Consider the following 17,730-nt stretch of genomic DNA (forward strand, 5'->3'; position numbering starts at 1 on the left):
GCTCGTCCATGCCGGCCGACGGAACCGTTCACTGCGCGCACGCCGGACGCGACCAGGGCGCGCAGAGGGGTTTCGGCGACCGGTCCATGGTCCTTGCGACCTGCCCGCAACCCCGAAGAAAAGGTGCGAGTCCATGATCGTCCCGATGCACAAGGTCATCGTCCTCTGCCGCGCCGCCGGCCGCGAAGCGGGCCTGCTGTCGCTGCGGCAGCTAGGCGTGCTGCACCCGGTACTGGAGCGGGTCGTCGAACACGAAGACATCGAGAGCGCGCGACGGCGTCTCGAACACATCAGGCGCGCCGCCGAAATCCTGCCCAACCTGCCACGCGCACAGCCGTCGGGAAAGAGCCCCGGCGAAGTCGTCGACGAGCTGTCGCGGCTCCTTCGGCTTCGCCGGGAGACGGCCGAGGAACTCGAACTTCTGCGTCAGGAGTGCGCGCGCGTGTCGCCGTTCGGTGACTTCTCTCCGCGGGATCTCGCCGCTCTGGCCGAGAAGGGCGTGTTCATCCGCCTGTTCCAGGCGGCTGCGGACAGTCTTCCGGTAGTGCCGGCGGCCGCGCTGTGTCTCGAAACGTCGCGCACCCGCGCCGCTGTATCGTTCGTCATCGTCACGGTCGGCGAAACGCCCGAGATTGCCGCCCAGGAACTGCGCCCTCCGGCGATGTCGCTGGCCGATGTCAAGAGCCGGATCGGCGAACTGGAAGCGACCCAGGCCAGGATCGCCGACGAAATTGCGGGCTTCGCCGGGGATCGTTCGGCGCTGGCGCGCGCGCGAGCCGAGGCGGAGGAGATGGTCCAGATGACCGAGATCCGCGCCGGCATGGGCCGTGCCATGGACGGAGTGGTCTACCTGCAGGGCTTTTGCCCCAGCGACGACGTCTCTCGCCTGCGCGACGCTGCACGCAAGAACGGCTGGGGGCTGGTCATCGACGAACCGGCAGAAAGCGACCTGGTGCCGACGTTGATCCGCAACCCACGCTGGCTGCAGCCGATCGAGGCGGTCTTCGAGCTGATCGGCATCCTTCCCGGCTATCGAGAGATCGACGTCAGTCTGTGGTTCCTGCTTTTTTTCAGCCTGTTCTTCGCCATGCTGGTGGGCGACGCCGGCTACGGGGCAATCTTCCTCGGGCTGACGCTTTGGGCGCAGCGCAAGTTCCCCGCGAGTCCGACCCATCCCTTCACCCTGCTCAAGATCACCAGCGTCGCGACGATCGTCTGGGGCGTGTTGACCGGGACCTACTTCGGGATTCCAGACCTGCCGGCACCACTCGCTGCCCTGAAAGTGAGCTGGCTGGGCGACGAGGAGCACGTCAAGGACCTGTGCTTCTGGATTGCCGCGATCCACCTCTCGATCGCGCACGTGTGGAACATCGCCAACCTGATCCGCAGCCCGCAGGCGCTGGCCCAGGTCGGCTGGCTGTGTGTCGTCTGGTTCATGTTCTTCAGCGCCCGTTCGGTGGTACTCAACCTGCCGTTTCCATCGATCATGACCTGGGTGTTCGGCGCGGGCGTCGTGCTCATCGTGCTTTTCATGACACCGCGCCGGAACCTCAGGGACGAATGGTTCAACCACGTCATGCTGCCACTGAACCTGGTCGGCAGCTTCGTGGACGTGATTTCGTACATCCGGCTCTACGCCGTCGGCACCGCCAGCTTTGCCATCGCATCCACCTTCAACATCATGCTCGCACCGATGTTCGACGGCTGGCTGAGCGGGCTGCTCGCTGCGCTGCTGTTGTTCGTCGCGCACACGGTGAACATCGTCCTCGCGGTGATGGGCGTGATGGTTCACGGCATCCGCCTGAATACGCTCGAATTCGCCAGTCATCTCGGGCTGCAGTGGAGCGGTTTTCCCTACCGACCGTGGCAGCGCATGCGGGCAACGTCCGCTTGAACGGCACGTTGCGGTCGTTCGCGACCACGATTGGCAAACACCTGACAGAAAGGAGATTGAGTTGGATACAGATGTGATGGTCAGCCTCGGGCGTCTGGGAGCGGCTGCAGCCGTCGGCTTGGCTGCAGCCGGTTCCTCCCTGGGCGTCGGCGCGGCCGGGCCGGCCGCTGTCGGCGCCTGGAAGAAGTGCTATGCGCAGGACAAGGCAGCTCCTTTCGTGCTCTTCGCCTTCATCGGGGCGCCGATGTCGCAGACGATCTACGGCATGATTCTGATGGGCTGGATCAATACCGCACTCGATGCCTCGCTGGCTGCACATCAGGCGATCAACTGGGGCGGCATGCTTGGCGCCGGGATCTTCGGTGGTCTCGGCATGGGTGTCTCCGCCTGGTACCAGGGAGTAATCGGCGCCGCGGCGGCCGATGCCATGGCTGAAACCGGCAAGGGCTTCGGCAACTACCTGATGACCCTGGGCATCATCGAAACGCTGGCCATCCTGGTTCTCGTGTTCATTCCGCCCGCGTTCCGTCTTGCCGGCGGCGCCTGACGGATTGCGACGAAATCGTCGCGAGCAGAGGCAGCGCGTACCGGCGGAAAGTCGCCGGGGCATCGCCGAAATGGCTCATCTTGCTGATTATTAATCGGTTTGACCATCCGACCGAGGATTGCGTGGGAGGCGTCAAAGCGCTCTCCCACGCATCGCAGATGTGCCATAATCGCTGACGCTGCTTACGGCTTCCGTGACAGCGAGTTCGTGTCTGACGGCATGGCCCGATGATTCGCCCGTTACGAGGCGAAGCGCAGGCAATCGGGTCGAGGAGGAGAAGCATGTTCTGTCGTCCATGGAGGGATGTCGCGTGAATGGTTTGCTCAAACTCTCGCAGCTGATCGACGGGCTCACCGAGCGCGTCGGCAAGGCCTTGATCTGGCTCGTCCTGATCGTCACGCTGATCGCCGCCGGCAACGCGATCATGCGCTACATCTGGAACTACAGCTCGAACGCCTTCCTCGAAATCCAGTGGTACCTGTTCTCGGCGATCTTCCTGCTCGGCGCCGGCTACACGCTGCTGCGCAACGAGCATGTGCGCATCGACCTGATCGCCGGCCGGCTGAGCCGCCGCGGCCAGGCCTGGATCGACATCTTCGGCATCATCTTCTTCCTGCTGCCGATGGCGATCGCCATCATGTACATGTCGTGGCCGATCTTCCTCCTCGCGCTGCACAGCAACGAGCAGTCGAGCAACGCCGGCGGCCTGACCGTGTGGCCGGTGCGCCTACTGGTGCCGATCGGCTTCTTCCTGCTGGTCCTGCAGGGAATCTCGGAACTCATCAAGCGCGTCGGCTTCCTGCAGGGTCTCTGCCCCGACACCACCGAGAAGGGGCACAAGCCGACACCCGAAGAGGAACTGGCACTGGCGATCAAGGCGCAGAAGGGAGAGATTTGATGACCGACTTCCTGATCGCCAACATGGCGCCGATCATCTTTGCCTCGATGGTCGTCTTCCTCCTCGTCGGTTTCCCGGTCGCTTTTGCCCTGGCGGCCAACGGCATCGTCTTCGGCCTGATCGGCATCGAGCTCGGGCTGCTCGGACCGCAGCTGTTCCAGGCGCTGCCGGATCGCATCTTCGGCATCATGAACAACGACACGCTGCTGGCGATCCCCTTCTTCACCTTCATGGGACTGATCCTCGAGCGCTCGGGAATGGCCGAGGACCTGCTGGACACCATCGGCCAGCTTTTTGGGCCACTGCGGGGTGGCCTCGCCTTCGCGGTGATCTTCGTCGGCGCGCTGCTGGCGGCGACGACCGGCGTCGTCGCCGCTTCAGTGATCTCGATGGGGCTGATCTCGCTGCCGATCATGCTGCGCTACGGCTACGACACCAGGCTGGCGACCGGCGTCATCGCCGCCTCCGGAACACTGGCACAGATCATCCCGCCGTCGCTGGTGCTGATCATCATGGCCGACCAGCTCGGCAAGTCGGTCGGCGACATGTACAAGGGCGCCTTCCTGCCGGGCCTGACGCTGACCGCCTTCTACGTCGGTTACGTCATCCTGGTCGCCATCTTCAAGCCGCGCTGGGCACCGGCGCTCCCCGCCGAGGCGCGCACACTGCACGGCGCCCGGTTGCTGATGCGCGCGGTCACGACGCTGCTGCCGCCGCTGTTCCTGATCTTTCTCGTCCTCGGAACGATCTTCCTCGGCATCGCCACGCCGACCGAAGGCGGCGCGATGGGAGCGACGGGCGCCCTGATCCTGGCACTCGCGCGCCGGCGCCTGAGCTGGAGCCTGCTGCGGCAGGCGATGGAAACGACCGCCAAGCTGACGACCTTCGTCGTCTTCATCCTCGTCGGCGCACGCGTGTTCTCGCTGACCTTCTATGGCGTCGATGGCCACCGCTGGGTCGAACACCTGCTGACCGGGCTGCCCGGCGGCGAAGTCGGTTTCCTGATCGTGGTCAACGTGCTCGTCTTCCTGCTCGCCTTCTTCCTCGACTTCTTCGAGCTCTCGTTCATCGTCGTGCCGCTGCTCGGGCCGGTGGCGCAGGCGCTGGGAATCGACCTGATCTGGTTCGGCGTGCTGCTGGCGGTGAACATGCAGACTTCGTTCATGCACCCGCCCTTCGGCTTCGCACTCTTCTACCTGCGTTCGGTGGCGCCGGCCGCGGTCAAGACGACCGATATCTACTGGGGGGCAATCCCCTTCGTCTGCATCCAGATCATCATGGTCAGCATCCTGATCTTCTTCCCGCAACTGGTGACCTTCGGCCTCGACCAGGACGCCAAGGTCGATCTCGATTCGGTGCAGATCGAAGTGCCAACCTCTGACTACGGTGCACCGGCCACCCCGCCCGGGCTCGAAGCGCCGAAGGACCCGGCTCCCGGTGCGGAGGATGCCGCCAGCAAGGCAATCCGAGATGCGATGAAGCAGGATCAGGCGAAGTAGTCCAGCGTCGACCGGCAAGCGCAGCGCTCACCCACCAGCACCAAGAAAAGGGGAGCCGGGCGACAGCCCCGCTCCCCTTCCTGTGCGGTCGGTCTGCGCGCAGCGGGCAAGCAACGACCGCGGCGCGCGAAAGACTCCTAGCGCTTGCTGAAAATGTAGTTGGTGTACGAGCCCTCGGCGACCCGCATCCAGAGGATCTGATCGTCCATGAACTTCTTGTAGTCGTCGTACACCTTCTTGAATTCGGCATTCTTTGCCGATGTCTCGGCGTAGAGCTCCATCGCGGCCTTGTAGCAGGCGTCCATGACTTCCTTCGGGAACTGCTTCAACACCGTTCCCGAGCCGACGAGCTGCTTGAGCGCCGTCGGGTTCCTGGCGTCGTACTTGGCGACCATGTCCACGTGCGCGTCGGCGCAGGCGATCTGCAGGATGGTCTGGTATTCCTTCGGCAACTCGGCCCACTTCTTCAGGCCGACATAGGCCGTCACCTGCGGACCACCCTCCCACCATCCCGGGTAGTAGTAGAACTTGGCGACCTTGTTGAAGCCGAGTTTCTGGTCATCGTACGGGCCGATCCACTCGGCCGCGTCGATCGTCCCCTTCTCGAGCGCCGGATAGATGTCGCCACCCGGGATCTGCTGCGGTACGGCACCGAGCTTGCTGAGGACTGCGCCGGCGAAGCCGCCGATGCGGATCTTCAGCCCGTTGAGGTCAGCCACGGTCTTGATTTCCTTGCGATACCAGCCGCCCATCTGGGTCGTCGTGTTGCCGCAGGGAATGGTCATGATGTTCGACTTGGCGAAGAACTCGCCAAGCAGCTTGCCGCCGTTGCCGTGGCGCATCCAGGCGTCCATCATGCGATTGGTCATGCCGAAGGGAACCGCAGTCTCCAGCGCGTAGGTCGGGTCCTTGCCGAAGAAGTAATAAGAGACGGTATGCCCCATTTCGACGGTGCCGTCCTTGACCGCATCGAAGACGGCCGGACCGGGAACGATCTCGCCGCCGGCGAAAACCTGGATCTGGAACTTGCCGCCAGTCGCTTCGGCAACCCGCTTGGCCATGACTTCGGCACCACCATAGATGGTGTCGAGGCTCTTCGGGAAGCTCGAGGCCAACCGCCACTTGATCGTCGGCGCATTCTGGGCGATCGCCGGCATGGCCATGGTGCCGGCGGCCAGGCCGGCACCGGCATTCTTCAAGAACGAACGTCTTTCCACGACTTGGTCTCCTCTCAGCATTGTTGTCAGGGAATTGCACGGCGATTATAGCCAAAGCAGCCGCGCTTGCAGCAAGGCATTGCTGCTGCAGGCAGCGGCAATGCCTTGATCGGCGTGGCAGATCAGTCACCCGCCACCTTCATCTGCTCGATCAGGATCGAGCCGACCCGCTTCGAGCCGCGAACGACGACGTCCGTGCCCACCGCCGCGATGTTCCGGAACATGTCGCGCAGGTTGCCGGCGATGGTGATCCCTTCCACCGGGTGCGCAATGACACCACCATCCACCCAGTAGCCGGCAGCACCGCGCGAATAGTCCCCGGTCACGTAGTTGACGCCCTGGCCAAGCAGCTCGGTAACCAGCAATCCGCGCCCCATCTTGCGCAGCAGCCCCGGCAGATCGCGTTTGCCCGGGCGGACGATCAGGTTGTGACAGCCACCAGCATTGCCGGTGGTCTGCATTCCCAGCTTGCGGGCACTGTAGGCGCTGAGGAAATAGCCCTGCAGGCGTCCGCCTTCGACGACTTCACGGTCACGGGTGGCGACGCCATCGTTGTCGAAAGGGCTGCTGGCAAGCGCACGTGGCAGGTGTGGCCGCTCGCTGATGTGCAGCCTGCGCGAGAAGACACGCTTGCCCAGGCTGTCGATGAGGAACGAGGTGCGGCGATAGAGGCTGCCGCCGCTCGCGGCGTGCACGAAGTTGCCGATCAGCGATGCCGCCAGGGGTGCCTCGAACAGGACCGGCACCTTGCAGGTCCGGATCTTGCGTGCTCCGAGACGCGACAGAGTGCGTTGCGCCGCGCGCTCGCCGATCGCCTCGGCTGAAGCAAGCGCCAGCGGGTCGCGTGCGACCTCATACCAGTCGTCGCGCTGCATGCCATCGTTCGTCCCGGCAATCAATGAGCAGGACAGGTAGTGGCGCGAACTCGGGTAGCCGGCGATGAAACCGAGGCTGTTGGCGGCAACGAACTGCCCCTCCTGGAGCGAAACCGTGGCGCCCTCGGAATTGCTGATCTCGGGGCTGACGGCGAAGGCGGCCTGCTCACAGCGACGAGCGATCGCGACGGCATCATCGACCGAAAGCATCCACGGATGATAGAGGTCGAGGTCCGGCTGGCGGTCGGCATCGGTCGCCAGCAGCGCGGCATCGGCGAGACCGGCGCAGGGGTCCTCGGCGGTGAAGCGGGCGATGTTCAGCGCCGCCTCGACGGTTTCACGAACCGCCTTGGGCGAGAAGTCGGAGGTGTTGGCATGCCCCTTGCGCTGGCCGAGGTAGACCGAAACGGAGACGCCTTTGTCGCGGTTGTACTCGATGGTCTCCACCTCACCGCAGCGCACCGTCACCGACTGCCCAAAGCCGGTCGACACATCGACCTCGCAAGCGCTCGCTCCCTGCCGGCCGGCGTGCGCGAGGACGTCGCTCGCCAGTTCGCGCAACGTATCGAGGCTGTGGCTGAAACGTGATTCGCTGCTGGCGGGCGCGTGTGGACGGGACATGAGGTCTGCCGTGGGACGAAAGCCGCTATCATAGCAGTTCCGGTGGCAGCCGCCCGGCCAGCCGGCGGTCGACCACAACCAACGCCCGGTGACGATGAGCAGCCATAGCACAACCGCAGACAGACACGAAGATCCGCAACCGGAGTCGAAGACGAGGCGCAAGCGCGCGATGCTGGAACTGCAGGAACTGGGCGAGGAGCTCGTCGCACTGCCCGCTGACCGCCTGCGCCAGGTCGAACTGCCCGAGGATCTGCGGCTGGCCGTCGCGCAGGCACGCGGCATGGCGCGTCACGACGACGCGCGCCGCCGCCAGGTGCAGTACATTGGCCGCCTGATGCGGGCCGTCGACCCACAGCCGATTCGTGCCGTCCTCGCGGCAGTGCGCGGCGACTCCGCCGACGAGACGGCGACGCTGCACCGGATCGAGCGCCTGCGCAGCGAGCTGCTCGCCGATGAGAGGCTTCTGTTCACGATCGCCAGCCGCTCGCCGTCGGTCGACCTGCAGCAGTTGCGCTCGCTGCGGCGGGCAGCCCTCGCCGAGCAGGAGCAGGGCAGACCGCCACGCAGCCATCGTGCGCTGTTCCGGCTGCTGCGCGAGATCGATGGGAAAACGGCAACGGCAGAGGGGGGGGCGGACGATGAGCGGGAATGAACAGTTGCTGGTCGGCCTGGTGTCGATCAGCGATCGCGCCGCACAGGGGGTCTATCCGGATCAGGGGCTGCCAGCGCTCGAAGAGTGGTTGCGGCTTGCGATCAGCAGCGCCTGGCGAAGCGAAACGCGCCTGATTGCCGATGATCGCGCGACGATCGAGCAGACGCTGATCGACCTCGTCGACCAACTCGGCTGTCATCTCGTCCTGACCACCGGCGGCACGGGACCGGCCGCCCGTGACCTGACTCCAGAGGCGACGCTGGCCGTGGCCGACAGGCTGATGCCGGGCTTTGGCGAGGAGATGCGGCGCATCAGCCTGCACTTCGTGCCGACGGCGATCCTGTCGCGCCAGGTGGCGGTGATTCGTCGTCAGGCCCTGATCGTCAACCTGCCCGGACAACCGAAAGCCATCCGCGAGACGCTCGAGGGACTCCGGGCAGCAGATGGCAGCGTCCAGGTCAACGGCATCTTCGCTGCCATTCCCTACTGCATCGACCTCCTTGGCGGTCCTCGCATCGAGACGCGACAGGAGGTCGTCAAGGCCTTTCGGCCAAAATCGGCGGCGCGGTCGCAGCCCGGCGATGGCGCCGCGGCTTCTCAGCCGGCAGGCTCCTGACGGAAGCGGGCGATCTCGAAATCACCGCCGCTCTCCTCGACCTCCAGCGGCACCAGCACACTGGGGCGGCCATCGAGGCTGAGGTCGAGGTTGTCGCGAACCTGGAAGCCGCCAAGCGGCAGGAGGACGCGCAGCACGTCGGCAACGCCATGTTCATCGCCAAGATGGATGCCGGGGATGGCCACGGCGGCGGCGAAGCCGCTGCGCCGCGGCCGCAGGTCGACGCTTCTTGCCCGCCTCGACAGCACCTGCACGCCGACGGTGGCGGCACCATCAGGCAATGAGCCCAGCCGCCTGACGACACCGAGAAGCCAGTTGTCGCTCCCTTCGGCCCGCATGCAGAGCAGGGCTCCCAGGCGCACGCGGCCCTCGGACGAGCGGTCGAGCAGCGCGCGGAAACCACCGAGGCTGATGTCGTCGACCAGCCATTGTTGCCGCGCCGGATCCTCCTGCAGCTGCAGGGTGGCCCCGGCGAAGACCATGTAGCACTGCTCGAAGCCCTCGAACACCGTCATCTGCGTCCTGATGGCGTGCCGTCGGTGCTGCCGCTGCGGTGGCTGCAGCGCCCAGTAGGGTCGCAGGTGGCGCATCACGGCGAGGACCGTCTTCGGCGGGTACTCGCCGCCGAGATTGAGGTCCGTCGGCAACTCACCATGTTCCAGGCGATGGATCAACTCGTTGAGTCCAGCCAATGCCGGCACGGGGGAGAGATAGCGCAGGCTGGGGCGGATCATGCCCGGTCGCCGGCCCAGTCGGGTGGGCGGCTCGCCAGTGGCGGCGTCGATCCAATAGACACTGTCCGCACGCGGCGTCGGCAAGAGGACGAAAGAGGAGAGGAAGTGGGCGATCAGGCGGTCGGCAAGCTCGATCTGCTCCGGCAACAGGCCGTCCATCGACGACGAGCAGAAGACCAGGGCATGGATGTACTGCTGCTGGGCGCTGGTCAGACCGTGCTGTGCCGGATAGAGCTGCAGCGACTTCTGCGCGTAGCCACCTTGCTCGGCTGCCAGATAGCTCGCGCCCAGCGCCTGCCAGACTTCCGCACCGGCGGCGGCGTAGCGGAACGCGAGCCACTTCAGCTGACAGCGACGCGCCGCGAGCAGGCGCGCCTCGATCAGGGGAAGTGACGCCTTGAGTGCATCGCTGCCCTTGCTGCGCGGTTCCAGCCGTGCGCGCGACAGACACAGCGCGTAACTCGCTGCGACTTCGACGCAGAAAACGTGGCAGCGCGTCCAGATGCGGCCTCGCTCGGCCGGAGAGAGGTGTGGCGACTGCACGTAGTCCCGCCCCAGACGACGCAGATGCGGCTGGGCGGCCTCATCGAGCTGGCGCAGGACATCGAAGTAGCGATCGACGCGGAAGTTGCGGGCATGCTTGAGCGACTCGAACCAGGTCGTCACCTCCTCGACGGCGTTGGCGGGCCGGGCGACCAACAGCTCGGCGACGATCCGCTTCAACTCCTTGCCATCAGCCAGCGGATGGTCGGGACGCTGCGGGAACAGGTTGAGAATCATCGGTGAGCCGGCCTCGTCACGGGTCGCCAAGTTGGAAGAGCAATTGTAATGCATGCGAGCAGGAGCGAGGTCGCAGCCATGTCGGTCGGCAACATTACTGGGGCTTGGGGCAGGCCGTCACCCCAGCATGGCTTACAATTGGGCACGGGACATCGGCTGGGGCAAGGGATGAGGCAGTATCTGGACCTGATGCAGCACGTGCTGGACAAGGGCTGCGCGAAGGGGGACCGTACGGGCACCGGTACGCGGTCGGTGTTCGGCTGGCAGATGCGCTTCGCGCTCGACGACGGCTTCCCCTTGCTGACGACAAAACGGCTTCATCTGCGCTCGATCGTGCATGAGCTGTTGTGGTTTCTGCGCGGGGAGACGAACATCCGCTACCTGCGGGACAACGGGGTCCGTATCTGGGACGAATGGGCCGACGCGAACGGTGATCTCGGGCCGGTGTACGGCCATCAATGGCGTCATTGGCAGACGGCAGACGGCAGACAGATCGACCAGATGGCGCAACTGGTCGATGGACTCAGGCACCATCCCGACTCACGCCGCCATCTGGTTACGGCGTGGAACCCGGGCGACGTCGAGCGCATGGCGCTGCCGCCCTGCCACGCCCTGTTTCAGCTGTACGTCGCACCCGCGCCGGCCGACGACCGGGACCAACGATCCCGATTGTCCTGCCAGTTGTACCAGCGCAGCGCCGACATCTTTCTTGGCGTTCCCTTCAACATCGCCTCCTACGCCCTCCTGACACTGATGCTGGCACAGGTCTGCGGCTACCGTGCGGGCGAATTCGTGCACACCTTTGGCGATGCCCACCTTTACAGCAACCATTTCGATCAGGCGCGGCTGCAGCTGACCCGTGAACCACGCGGCCTGCCGCGGATTCGGCTGAACCCGGCAGTCGGAGACCTGTTCGCCTTCCGCTTCGAGGATTTCGAGCTCGCGGGCTACGATCCGCATCCGCACATTGCGGGGGCGGTTGCCGTCTAGGTGCCGGCGATGATCTCGTTGATCGCCGTCGTGGCACGAAACCGGGCGATCGGCAGGGACCAGCAGTTGCTCTGGCGCCTGCCCGAAGACCTGCGCCATTTCCGCGCGACGACCGGCGGCAAACCGGTGATCATGGGCCGGAAGACCTGGGAATCGCTGCCGGATGCCTTTCGTCCACTGCCCGGCAGGCACAACATCGTCGTCAGCCGGAATCCGGGCTACCGGCCGCCCGGCGCCAGCCGCGCAAGCTCGATCGAGGAAGCGCTGCAGATCGCCGGTGCCGCCGGCGAGGTGTTCGTCATCGGCGGTGCCGAGATGTATCGTCAGACGCTGCCGCTGGCGGACCGTCTGTACCTGACCGAGGTCGCCGCCGAAGCCAGCGGCGACGCATTCTTTCCCGAACTGCCGGCAGGGCAATGGCGGGAGGTTTCACGCCGCGTCGGTTCTTCGCCGGGCAGCAAGGGTGGCACCGTGCCCGATTTCGACTTCGTCATCTACGAACGGGCGCAGCGGCAGCTCTCGGTACCAGCGGCCTCTTGACCGGGGATTGGTGGTTGGCAGAGCTGATTGCCAAGGGCTCGGCAAGCGGATAGCATGCGGCCATCGTCCTTCGTGAGGGCCGCGGCAGATGGCCGAAACCCTGCACCGCTTTCTCGGCGCACCAGATGGCGCGGCAAAGGTCCTGGCGCACGCGCAACTGTTGCGCCGGCTGGACGACGTCTTCCGGCGTGTCGCGCCGGCGCACCTCGTGCAGGCGAGCAACCTGGCGAATTTCAAGTCGGGCATCCTGGTCATACACGCGCACAACGGGGCTGTCGCGGCGAAACTGCGACAGCTCGCGCCAACGCTGGCAGACGAAGTCACGCGACGGGGCATCGACTGTCGCGGCCTGCAGATCCGGGTCCATGCGCCGCTGACGCGCATCCCGACGGCAACGCCGCAATCCAGGCCGCTCACCGCCGGCAGTCGCGAGCGCCTGACTGCCCTGCGCGAGTCACTCCCCGCGTCGCCGCTGCGCCAGGCCGTCGAGCGCCTGCTGGCGCGGTCGGCTAGACAGGAATGACGGCGACCCGCTCGATGATCATCAGCGCAAAGACCAGCAGCGCGACGAGCAACGAGTAGCGAAAGAGCCGCCAGGAGAAAGTCAGATAGCGCCTGTCGCGGGTGAAGACGAAGAGCACGGCCCCCGCGGCCACTGCCAGCACCGTCAGGACGGCGAGCAGGCGGAGCAGCCACATCCGCTCAGAAAGCCGGCGATTCCAGCCAGCGGGCCACGGCCTGCGGCGCCAGGTCACCGTTCTCGAAGCTGACGAACTCCCACGCCTCGGGGCTGGCCAACAGCCTGCGCGCCAGCAGGTTGTTCAGGGCGTGTCCCGACTTGTGCGCGCTGAAGGCGGCCAGCAACGGGTGGCCAAGCAGGTACAGGTCACCGATCGCGTCGAGCACCTTGTGCTTGACGAACTCGTCGTCGTAACGCAAGCCGTCGGCGTTGAGCACGCGATACTCGTCGAGGACGACGGCGTTGTCGAGCCCACCGCCCTGCGCCAGACCGTTCTCGTGCAGCCACTCGACCTCCTGCATGAAACCGAAGGTCCGCGCCCGCGCCACTTCGCGCACATAGGAATGGTCGGCAAAATCAATCGTCACGTGCTGCCCCGTGCGATCGATCGCCGGGTGGTTGAAGCCGATCGAGAAAGACAGCCGAAAGCCGTCGTGAGGATCGAGCCGGGCCCACTTCGCGCCGGCCGGATCGTCCTCGCGCACCTCGACGGGCGTCTTGATGCGAATGAATCGCTTGGCCGCCGGCTGTTCCTCGATGCCAACCGACTGGATGAGGAAGACGAAGGGCGAAGCAGAACCGTCGAGGATCGGCAGTTCGGCGGCATCGACGTCGACGAAGGCGTTGTCGACCCCGAGTCCGGCGAAGGCGGACATGAGGTGTTCGATCGTCCCGACCTTGGCGCCATCGCGCTCGACGCACGAGCACATGCGGGTGTCCGTGACGAGCAATGCCGATGCCGGCAGGTCGACAGGCGGATCGAGATCGATCCGGCGAAAGACGATGCCGGTTCCCGGCGCCGCCGGACGCAGGCTCATGTTCACCTTGACGCCGGAATGGAGGCCGACGCCAGCCGCGCTGACGACAGCCTTGAGCGTTCGCTGCTTCAACATGTGTCTGAAAAAAGGAGGGAATCGGCTGATTCTAGCACAGGCCGGGCGGCCCGGACAGACGCCGATTCCCGCAGAGGAGGCATGGAGATCGCGTTCAGTCGGCCTGCTTGCGCAGGAAGGCGGGGATGTCGTAACGGTCGACGCCGCTGTTGGCCAGCGCTTCGACTGTCGCGCTGCGTCCCTTGCGGACGATCGCCGGGACCTGGTCCAGAGAGGAGTAATCGATGGCGCCGCCGCCAAACGGTCCGTCGGTTCCGGTCGCCTGACGGTCGACGTTGCGGATCACCTCGAAGGGGCGCTGCTTGGCCTGCGCCTGGCCGAGGCCCGTAGCCACCACGGTGACACGGATCTCCTCAGCCATCTGCTCATCGTAGACGGCGCCGAAGATGATGTGCGCATCGTCTGCGGCGAACGCGCGGACGGTGTTCATCACTTCGTTGACTTCCTTCATCTTCAGCGAGCGGGAGGCCGTGATGTTGACCAGCACGCCCTTGGCACCGGAGAGGTTCACCCCTTCAAGCAGGGGCGACGAAACCGCGCGCTCGGCAGCGATCCGCGCGCGGTCGACACCGGCTGCGTTCGCCGAGCCCATCATCGCCATGCCCATCTCGCCCATCACCGTCCGCACATCCTCGAAGTCGACGTTGACCAACCCGGGGAAGTTGATGATCTCGGCAATGCCGCCGACGGCGTTGCGCAGCACGTTGTCGGCCGCGCGGAAGGCTTCATCCATCGAGACGTCCTCACCAAGGACGTCCATCAGACGGTCGTTGAGGATGACGATGAGCGAATCGACGTGCTTCTGCAGCTCGGAAATCCCTACCTCGGCGACTTTCAGCCGCTTGCCCTCGAAAGCGAAAGGCTTGGTGACGACGGCAACGGTCAGCACGCCAAGTTCGCGCGCCACCTCGGCGACGATCGGCGCGGCACCGGTACCCGTGCCTCCGCCCATGCCGGCGGTGATGAACACCATGTGCGCACCCTGCAGCGAAGCGGCGATCGCCTCGCGCTCCTCAATCGCCGCGCTCTTGCCGGCTTCCGGCTTGGCGCCGGCGCCCAGGCCGGTCTTGCCAAGCTGCAGCTTCTGCAGGGCAATGCTGCGGCCAAGCGCCTGCGAATCGGTATTGGCGGTAATGAAGTCCACGCCGTTCACGCCCTCGCGGATCATGTGATCGACGGCGTTGCCGCCGGCGCCACCGATGCCGATCACCTTGATCACGGTATCGCGCTCGCTCTGTTCCTTCTCGATGATTTCAAACATTGTCGCCTCCTCTGCAAAAAAATTTCACCAAACCCAAGAAACGCCTCTCGTCATCGCTGACAGGCTTAGAAGTTCTTTTCGAACCACGACTTCATGCGACCGAAAACCTGCTTCACATCGCGCGTCTCGCGCACCTTGAGACCGCGCTTGCGCTGCGTGTGGGCCTCGAGCAGCAAGCCACAGGCAGTCGCGAACCGCGGGCTCTGAACCACATCGGCAAGCGCCCCCTGATACTTCGGCACGCCCAGGCGCACCGGCATGTGGAAGATCTCTTCGCCGAGTTCGATCATCCCGGGCATCACCGAGGCGCCTCCGGTGAGGACGATTCCCGATGACAGGACATCCTCGAAACCCGAGCGCCGCAGTTCCGCCTGGATCAGTTCGTAGAGTTCCTCGACGCGCGGCTGGATGACATCGGCCAGCGCCCGACGCGACAGCTTGCGCGAGGGACGGTCGTCGACCCCGGCGACATCAAGGACGTCCTCGGGATCCGCGAGATGCGCCAGCGCACAACCGTACTTGCGCTTGATGTCCTCCGCCTCTCGTGTCGGCGTGCGCAGCGCCATGGCGATGTCGTTGGTCACCTGGTCACCGGCAATCGGGATCACCGAGGTGTGGCGGATCGCCCCCTGCGTCCACACCGCGAGATCGGTCGTGCCGCCACCGATGTCGATCAGGCAGATGCCGAGATCCTTCTCGTCATCGGAAAGGACCGCGCAACTCGACGCCAGGGGTTGCAGGACCAGGTCATTGACTTCGAGGCCACAGCGGCGCACGCACTTGACGATGTTCTGGGCGGCGGAAACGGCTCCGGTGACGATGTGCACCTTGACTTCGAGGCGGAAGCCGCTCATGCCGATCGGCTCGCGTATGCCGTCCTGGTCGTCGATGATGAACTCCTGCGTCAGGATGTGGAGTATCTCCTGGTCGGCCGGGATCGGCATCGCGCGCGCCGTCTCGATGACCCGTTCGACGTCCATCGGTGTGACTTCCTTGTCCTTGATGGCCACCATCCCGTTCGAGTTGAAGCTGCGGATGTGGCTGCCGGCAATCCCGGTGTAGACATCGCGCACCTTGCAGTCGGCCATCAGCTCGACTTCCTGGAGGACGCGCGAGATCGTCGCAACCGTCTCCTCGATATTGACGACGACCCCCTTCTTGAGCCCCCTCGACTCCTGTGAGCCCATGCCGATGACGTTGAGCCGCCCCTCGGGAGTGAGCTCGGCCACCAGCGCAACAATCTTCGACGTACCGATGTCGAGTCCAACGATCAGATCCTTGCTATCCCTGCTCATCTCTTTCCTTTGACCTCTTGAACCGCACTGGCCGCGAAGCGGAGTGCGAAACCATTCGGATACCGCATGTCTACCGCGACCGGCCGCCCGTGGCGGGCGTCCGGCATGGTCGGGTAGTACTCGACGAATCGTTGCAGGCGCGTGCGGATCGGTGCCTTCGCCTGCTCGCGTCCCAGTTCAACCAGCATGCCGTCCTCCAGCTTCACCGCCCAGGCCAGGCGCGGCGACAGGCTCAGTTGCGCTGGCCGCAGGCTCGCCGGTTTGAGCAGCTCGACGAACTCCCCATGGCGACGCAGGACTTCGCGTGAGGAGCCGCTCGGTCCACTGAGCCTGGGCAGCCGCTGCTCGTCGGGAAGTGAGGCAGCAAAAACCTCGCCGAAAATGTTGACCAGCTCGCCATTCCCGTCTCCCCAATGCGCTGCAGCCTTCTGCTCCTCGATGCGCACTTCGATGCGCGATGGCCAGCGGCGCCACAATTCGGCGCGGCGCACCCACGGCAGATCCTCGATTGCCCGCCGCAGCGCCTCGAGATCGACGGTGAAAAAGTTGCCACCCAACAAGCCGGCCAAAGCTTCCTCCAGCTCGTGTCGCTGCACGACCCGCAGCTCGCCCAGCACCTGCACTTCGCCGAGCGGGAACAGGCGCAGGCGCGCCGAGCCCCAGACGAGCGCAGCCGCCACGAAGGCTGCGCCAGCGGCGAGAAGGAGCAGATCGGCGATTGCCTTCAGCAGGTGTGGTTTGTGCCACATCGTTCATCCCAGGGTGGCCAGCGCCAGGACGCGGACCACCAGCTCGTCGTAACCGATGCCGGCGGCGCGAGCCGCCATCGGCACCAGCGAGTGGTCGGTCATTCCCGGCGAGGTGTTCACTTCGAGCAGGTAGGCCCGACCACCGCAGGCTTCGTCCATCAGGAAGTCCACCCGCCCCCAGCCGCGACCGCCGAGGACGCGAAAGGCCTCCAGGGCCAGTGCCCGCAACTCGTGCTCGCGCTCCTCGGGCAACCCACAGGGACAGCGATAGACCGTGTCATCACGCAGGTACTTGGCCTCGTAGTCGTAGAAATCGGTGCCGGGCTCGATCTTGATGATGGGCAACGCCTGGTCACCGAGGATCGCCGCCGTGTACTCGCCGCCGAGGATGGCCCGTTCGGCGAGCACCAGCGGATCGTGGCGAGCGGCTGCCGCGTGCGCGGCGGCCAGTTCGCTGCTGTGCGTGACCTTGCTGATGCCGATCGAAGAGCCTTCGCAAGCCGGCTTGACGAACAGGGGCAGTCCCAGTTCCGCCGCGACGCGCGTGAAGTCTCCACCTGCTTCGAGAACCAGATACTCCGGAATGGGCAGGCCTGCCGCCTGCCACAGCAGCTTGCTGCGCCACTTGTCCATACCCAGCGCCGAAGCCATCACGCCACTGCCGGTGTAAGGGACGCCCATCAGTTCGAGCGCGCCCTGGATGGTTCCGTCTTCGCCATGCCTGCCATGCAGGGCAATGAAGGCACGGTCGAAGGCGGCAAGCTCGTCGAGGCGGCGTGTCGCCGGGTCGAACGCCTGGGCGTCGACTCCCTGACGCAGCAGGGCTGCGAGAACCCGCGCACCACTGTTGAGCGAGACGTCACGCTCGGCCGAGCGGCCACCAAAGAGCACTGCAACCTTGCCGAATTCCGTGCGGCTCATCGCGCTCTC

General features: G+C 65.3%; 18 protein-coding genes. 9 read left to right on the forward strand and 9 right to left on the reverse strand.

Annotated elements, in window-relative coordinates:
* Positions 1-133: 133 nt before the first annotated feature.
* The 4 genes from V5B60_RS04400 (at position 134) to V5B60_RS04415 (ending at position 4,838) form a co-directional block, all read left to right on the forward strand.
* Positions 134-1,894 (forward strand): V-type ATP synthase subunit I, encoded by a 1,761-nt coding sequence (locus V5B60_RS04400; protein ID WP_332345815.1) that lies wholly within the window; start codon positions 134-136, stop codon positions 1,892-1,894.
* Between the two features lie 76 nt (positions 1,895-1,970).
* The gene (locus V5B60_RS04405) at positions 1,971-2,441 is read left to right on the forward strand and encodes a V-type ATP synthase subunit K (protein WP_295350326.1); all 471 of its coding nucleotides are present in this window, start codon (positions 1,971-1,973) and stop codon (positions 2,439-2,441) included.
* A gap of 310 nt (positions 2,442-2,751) precedes the next feature.
* Entirely contained in the window at positions 2,752-3,339 is a 588-nt protein-coding gene (locus tag V5B60_RS04410; RefSeq protein ID WP_332345816.1) for a TRAP transporter small permease subunit, read from the forward strand.
* Entirely contained in the window at positions 3,339-4,838 is a 1,500-nt protein-coding gene (locus V5B60_RS04415) for a TRAP transporter large permease (protein ID WP_332345817.1), read from the forward strand. Before V5B60_RS04410 ends, V5B60_RS04415 begins: the two co-directional genes overlap by 1 nt.
* 137 nt (positions 4,839-4,975) lie before the next feature.
* On the opposite strand, the gene V5B60_RS04420 is transcribed toward V5B60_RS04415, so the two are convergent.
* Together V5B60_RS04420 and pmbA are read right to left on the reverse strand one after the other, a co-directional pair.
* Complete coding sequence (locus tag V5B60_RS04420; RefSeq protein ID WP_332345819.1) at positions 4,976-6,055, reverse strand: TRAP transporter substrate-binding protein; 1,080 nt, start codon at positions 6,053-6,055, stop codon at positions 4,976-4,978.
* A 122-nt stretch (positions 6,056-6,177) separates the two neighbouring features.
* The gene (pmbA, locus tag V5B60_RS04425) at positions 6,178-7,551 is read right to left on the reverse strand and encodes a metalloprotease PmbA (RefSeq protein ID WP_332345820.1); all 1,374 of its coding nucleotides are present in this window, start codon (positions 7,549-7,551) and stop codon (positions 6,178-6,180) included.
* A gap of 94 nt (positions 7,552-7,645) precedes the next feature.
* On the opposite strand from pmbA, the gene yjgA reads away from it, so the two are divergent.
* Together yjgA and mog are read left to right on the forward strand one after the other, a co-directional pair.
* Complete coding sequence (yjgA, locus tag V5B60_RS04430; RefSeq protein WP_332345821.1) at positions 7,646-8,203, forward strand: ribosome biogenesis factor YjgA; 558 nt, start codon at positions 7,646-7,648, stop codon at positions 8,201-8,203.
* Entirely contained in the window at positions 8,190-8,819 is a 630-nt protein-coding gene (gene mog, locus V5B60_RS04435; RefSeq protein WP_332345822.1) for a molybdopterin adenylyltransferase, read from the forward strand. Before yjgA ends, mog begins: the two co-directional genes overlap by 14 nt.
* Here the strand turns inward: mog and V5B60_RS04440 are convergent.
* The gene (locus tag V5B60_RS04440; RefSeq protein WP_332345823.1) at positions 8,801-10,333 is read right to left on the reverse strand and encodes a hypothetical protein; all 1,533 of its coding nucleotides are present in this window, start codon (positions 10,331-10,333) and stop codon (positions 8,801-8,803) included. The genes mog and V5B60_RS04440 overlap by 19 nt on opposite strands.
* Before the next feature lie 168 nt (positions 10,334-10,501).
* Between V5B60_RS04440 and V5B60_RS04445 the strand changes: the two genes are divergently transcribed.
* From V5B60_RS04445 to V5B60_RS04455, 3 genes are all read left to right on the forward strand, one after another.
* Positions 10,502-11,323 (forward strand): thymidylate synthase, encoded by an 822-nt coding sequence (locus V5B60_RS04445; protein WP_332350417.1) that lies wholly within the window; start codon positions 10,502-10,504, stop codon positions 11,321-11,323.
* A gap of 9 nt (positions 11,324-11,332) precedes the next feature.
* On the forward strand, positions 11,333-11,863 hold the full coding sequence (locus V5B60_RS04450) for a dihydrofolate reductase (protein WP_332345824.1): 531 nt from the start codon (positions 11,333-11,335) through the stop codon (positions 11,861-11,863).
* 88 nt (positions 11,864-11,951) lie between these two features.
* The gene (locus tag V5B60_RS04455; RefSeq protein ID WP_332345825.1) at positions 11,952-12,386 is read left to right on the forward strand and encodes a DciA family protein; all 435 of its coding nucleotides are present in this window, start codon (positions 11,952-11,954) and stop codon (positions 12,384-12,386) included.
* Here the strand turns inward: V5B60_RS04455 and V5B60_RS04460 are convergent.
* The 6 genes from V5B60_RS04460 to V5B60_RS04485 form a co-directional block, all read right to left on the reverse strand.
* On the reverse strand, positions 12,373-12,561 hold the full coding sequence (locus V5B60_RS04460; RefSeq protein WP_332345826.1) for a hypothetical protein: 189 nt from the start codon (positions 12,559-12,561) through the stop codon (positions 12,373-12,375). The two genes, V5B60_RS04455 and V5B60_RS04460, sit on opposite strands and share 14 nt — an antisense overlap.
* A gap of 4 nt (positions 12,562-12,565) precedes the next feature.
* Positions 12,566-13,495 carry a UDP-3-O-acyl-N-acetylglucosamine deacetylase gene (gene lpxC / locus V5B60_RS04465; protein ID WP_332345827.1) on the reverse strand — a complete coding sequence of 310 codons (930 nt, stop codon included), beginning with the start codon at positions 13,493-13,495 and terminating at the stop codon, positions 12,566-12,568.
* Positions 13,496-13,589: 94 nt separating this feature from the next.
* A complete protein-coding gene (gene ftsZ, locus V5B60_RS04470; protein WP_332345828.1) occupies positions 13,590-14,756 on the reverse strand; it encodes a cell division protein FtsZ in 1,167 nt (388 codons plus the stop codon).
* Positions 14,757-14,821: 65 nt separating this feature from the next.
* The gene (gene ftsA / locus V5B60_RS04475; protein WP_034936527.1) at positions 14,822-16,051 is read right to left on the reverse strand and encodes a cell division protein FtsA; all 1,230 of its coding nucleotides are present in this window, start codon (positions 16,049-16,051) and stop codon (positions 14,822-14,824) included.
* Complete coding sequence (locus tag V5B60_RS04480; RefSeq protein WP_332345829.1) at positions 16,048-16,800, reverse strand: cell division protein FtsQ/DivIB; 753 nt, start codon at positions 16,798-16,800, stop codon at positions 16,048-16,050. The genes ftsA and V5B60_RS04480 overlap by 4 nt, the downstream gene beginning before the upstream one ends.
* Before the next feature lie 3 nt (positions 16,801-16,803).
* Positions 16,804-17,721 (reverse strand): D-alanine--D-alanine ligase, encoded by a 918-nt coding sequence (locus V5B60_RS04485; RefSeq protein WP_332345830.1) that lies wholly within the window; start codon positions 17,719-17,721, stop codon positions 16,804-16,806.
* Positions 17,722-17,730 lie beyond the last annotated feature (9 nt).

The organism is Accumulibacter sp., assembly GCF_036625195.1.
In the GTDB taxonomy this organism is placed as follows: Bacteria; Pseudomonadota; Gammaproteobacteria; order Burkholderiales; family Rhodocyclaceae; genus Accumulibacter.

Excerpts from the sequence above, each read along its gene's own strand:
- V5B60_RS04400 (WP_332345815.1), top strand. The coding sequence starts at position 134 with ATGATCGTCCCGATGCACAAGGTCATCGTCCTCTGCCGCGCCGCCGGC.
- V5B60_RS04405 (WP_295350326.1), top strand. The coding sequence starts at position 1,971 with ATGGTCAGCCTCGGGCGTCTGGGAGCGGCTGCAGCCGTCGGCTTGGCT.
- V5B60_RS04415 (WP_332345817.1), top strand. The coding sequence starts at position 3,339 with ATGACCGACTTCCTGATCGCCAACATGGCGCCGATCATCTTTGCCTCG.
- pmbA (WP_332345820.1), bottom strand. The coding sequence starts at position 7,551 with ATGTCCCGTCCACACGCGCCCGCCAGCAGCGAATCACGTTTCAGCCAC.
- yjgA (WP_332345821.1), top strand. The coding sequence starts at position 7,646 with ATGAGCAGCCATAGCACAACCGCAGACAGACACGAAGATCCGCAACCG.
- mog (WP_332345822.1), top strand. The coding sequence starts at position 8,190 with ATGAGCGGGAATGAACAGTTGCTGGTCGGCCTGGTGTCGATCAGCGAT.
- V5B60_RS04440 (WP_332345823.1), bottom strand. The coding sequence starts at position 10,333 with ATGATTCTCAACCTGTTCCCGCAGCGTCCCGACCATCCGCTGGCTGAT.
- V5B60_RS04445 (WP_332350417.1), top strand. The coding sequence starts at position 10,502 with ATGAGGCAGTATCTGGACCTGATGCAGCACGTGCTGGACAAGGGCTGC.
- V5B60_RS04450 (WP_332345824.1), top strand. The coding sequence starts at position 11,333 with ATGATCTCGTTGATCGCCGTCGTGGCACGAAACCGGGCGATCGGCAGG.
- V5B60_RS04455 (WP_332345825.1), top strand. The coding sequence starts at position 11,952 with ATGGCCGAAACCCTGCACCGCTTTCTCGGCGCACCAGATGGCGCGGCA.
- V5B60_RS04460 (WP_332345826.1), bottom strand. The coding sequence starts at position 12,561 with ATGTGGCTGCTCCGCCTGCTCGCCGTCCTGACGGTGCTGGCAGTGGCC.
- lpxC (WP_332345827.1), bottom strand. The coding sequence starts at position 13,495 with ATGTTGAAGCAGCGAACGCTCAAGGCTGTCGTCAGCGCGGCTGGCGTC.
- ftsZ (WP_332345828.1), bottom strand. The coding sequence starts at position 14,756 with ATGTTTGAAATCATCGAGAAGGAACAGAGCGAGCGCGATACCGTGATC.
- ftsA (WP_034936527.1), bottom strand. The coding sequence starts at position 16,051 with ATGAGCAGGGATAGCAAGGATCTGATCGTTGGACTCGACATCGGTACG.
- V5B60_RS04480 (WP_332345829.1), bottom strand. The coding sequence starts at position 16,800 with ATGTGGCACAAACCACACCTGCTGAAGGCAATCGCCGATCTGCTCCTT.
- V5B60_RS04485 (WP_332345830.1), bottom strand. The coding sequence starts at position 17,721 with ATGAGCCGCACGGAATTCGGCAAGGTTGCAGTGCTCTTTGGTGGCCGC.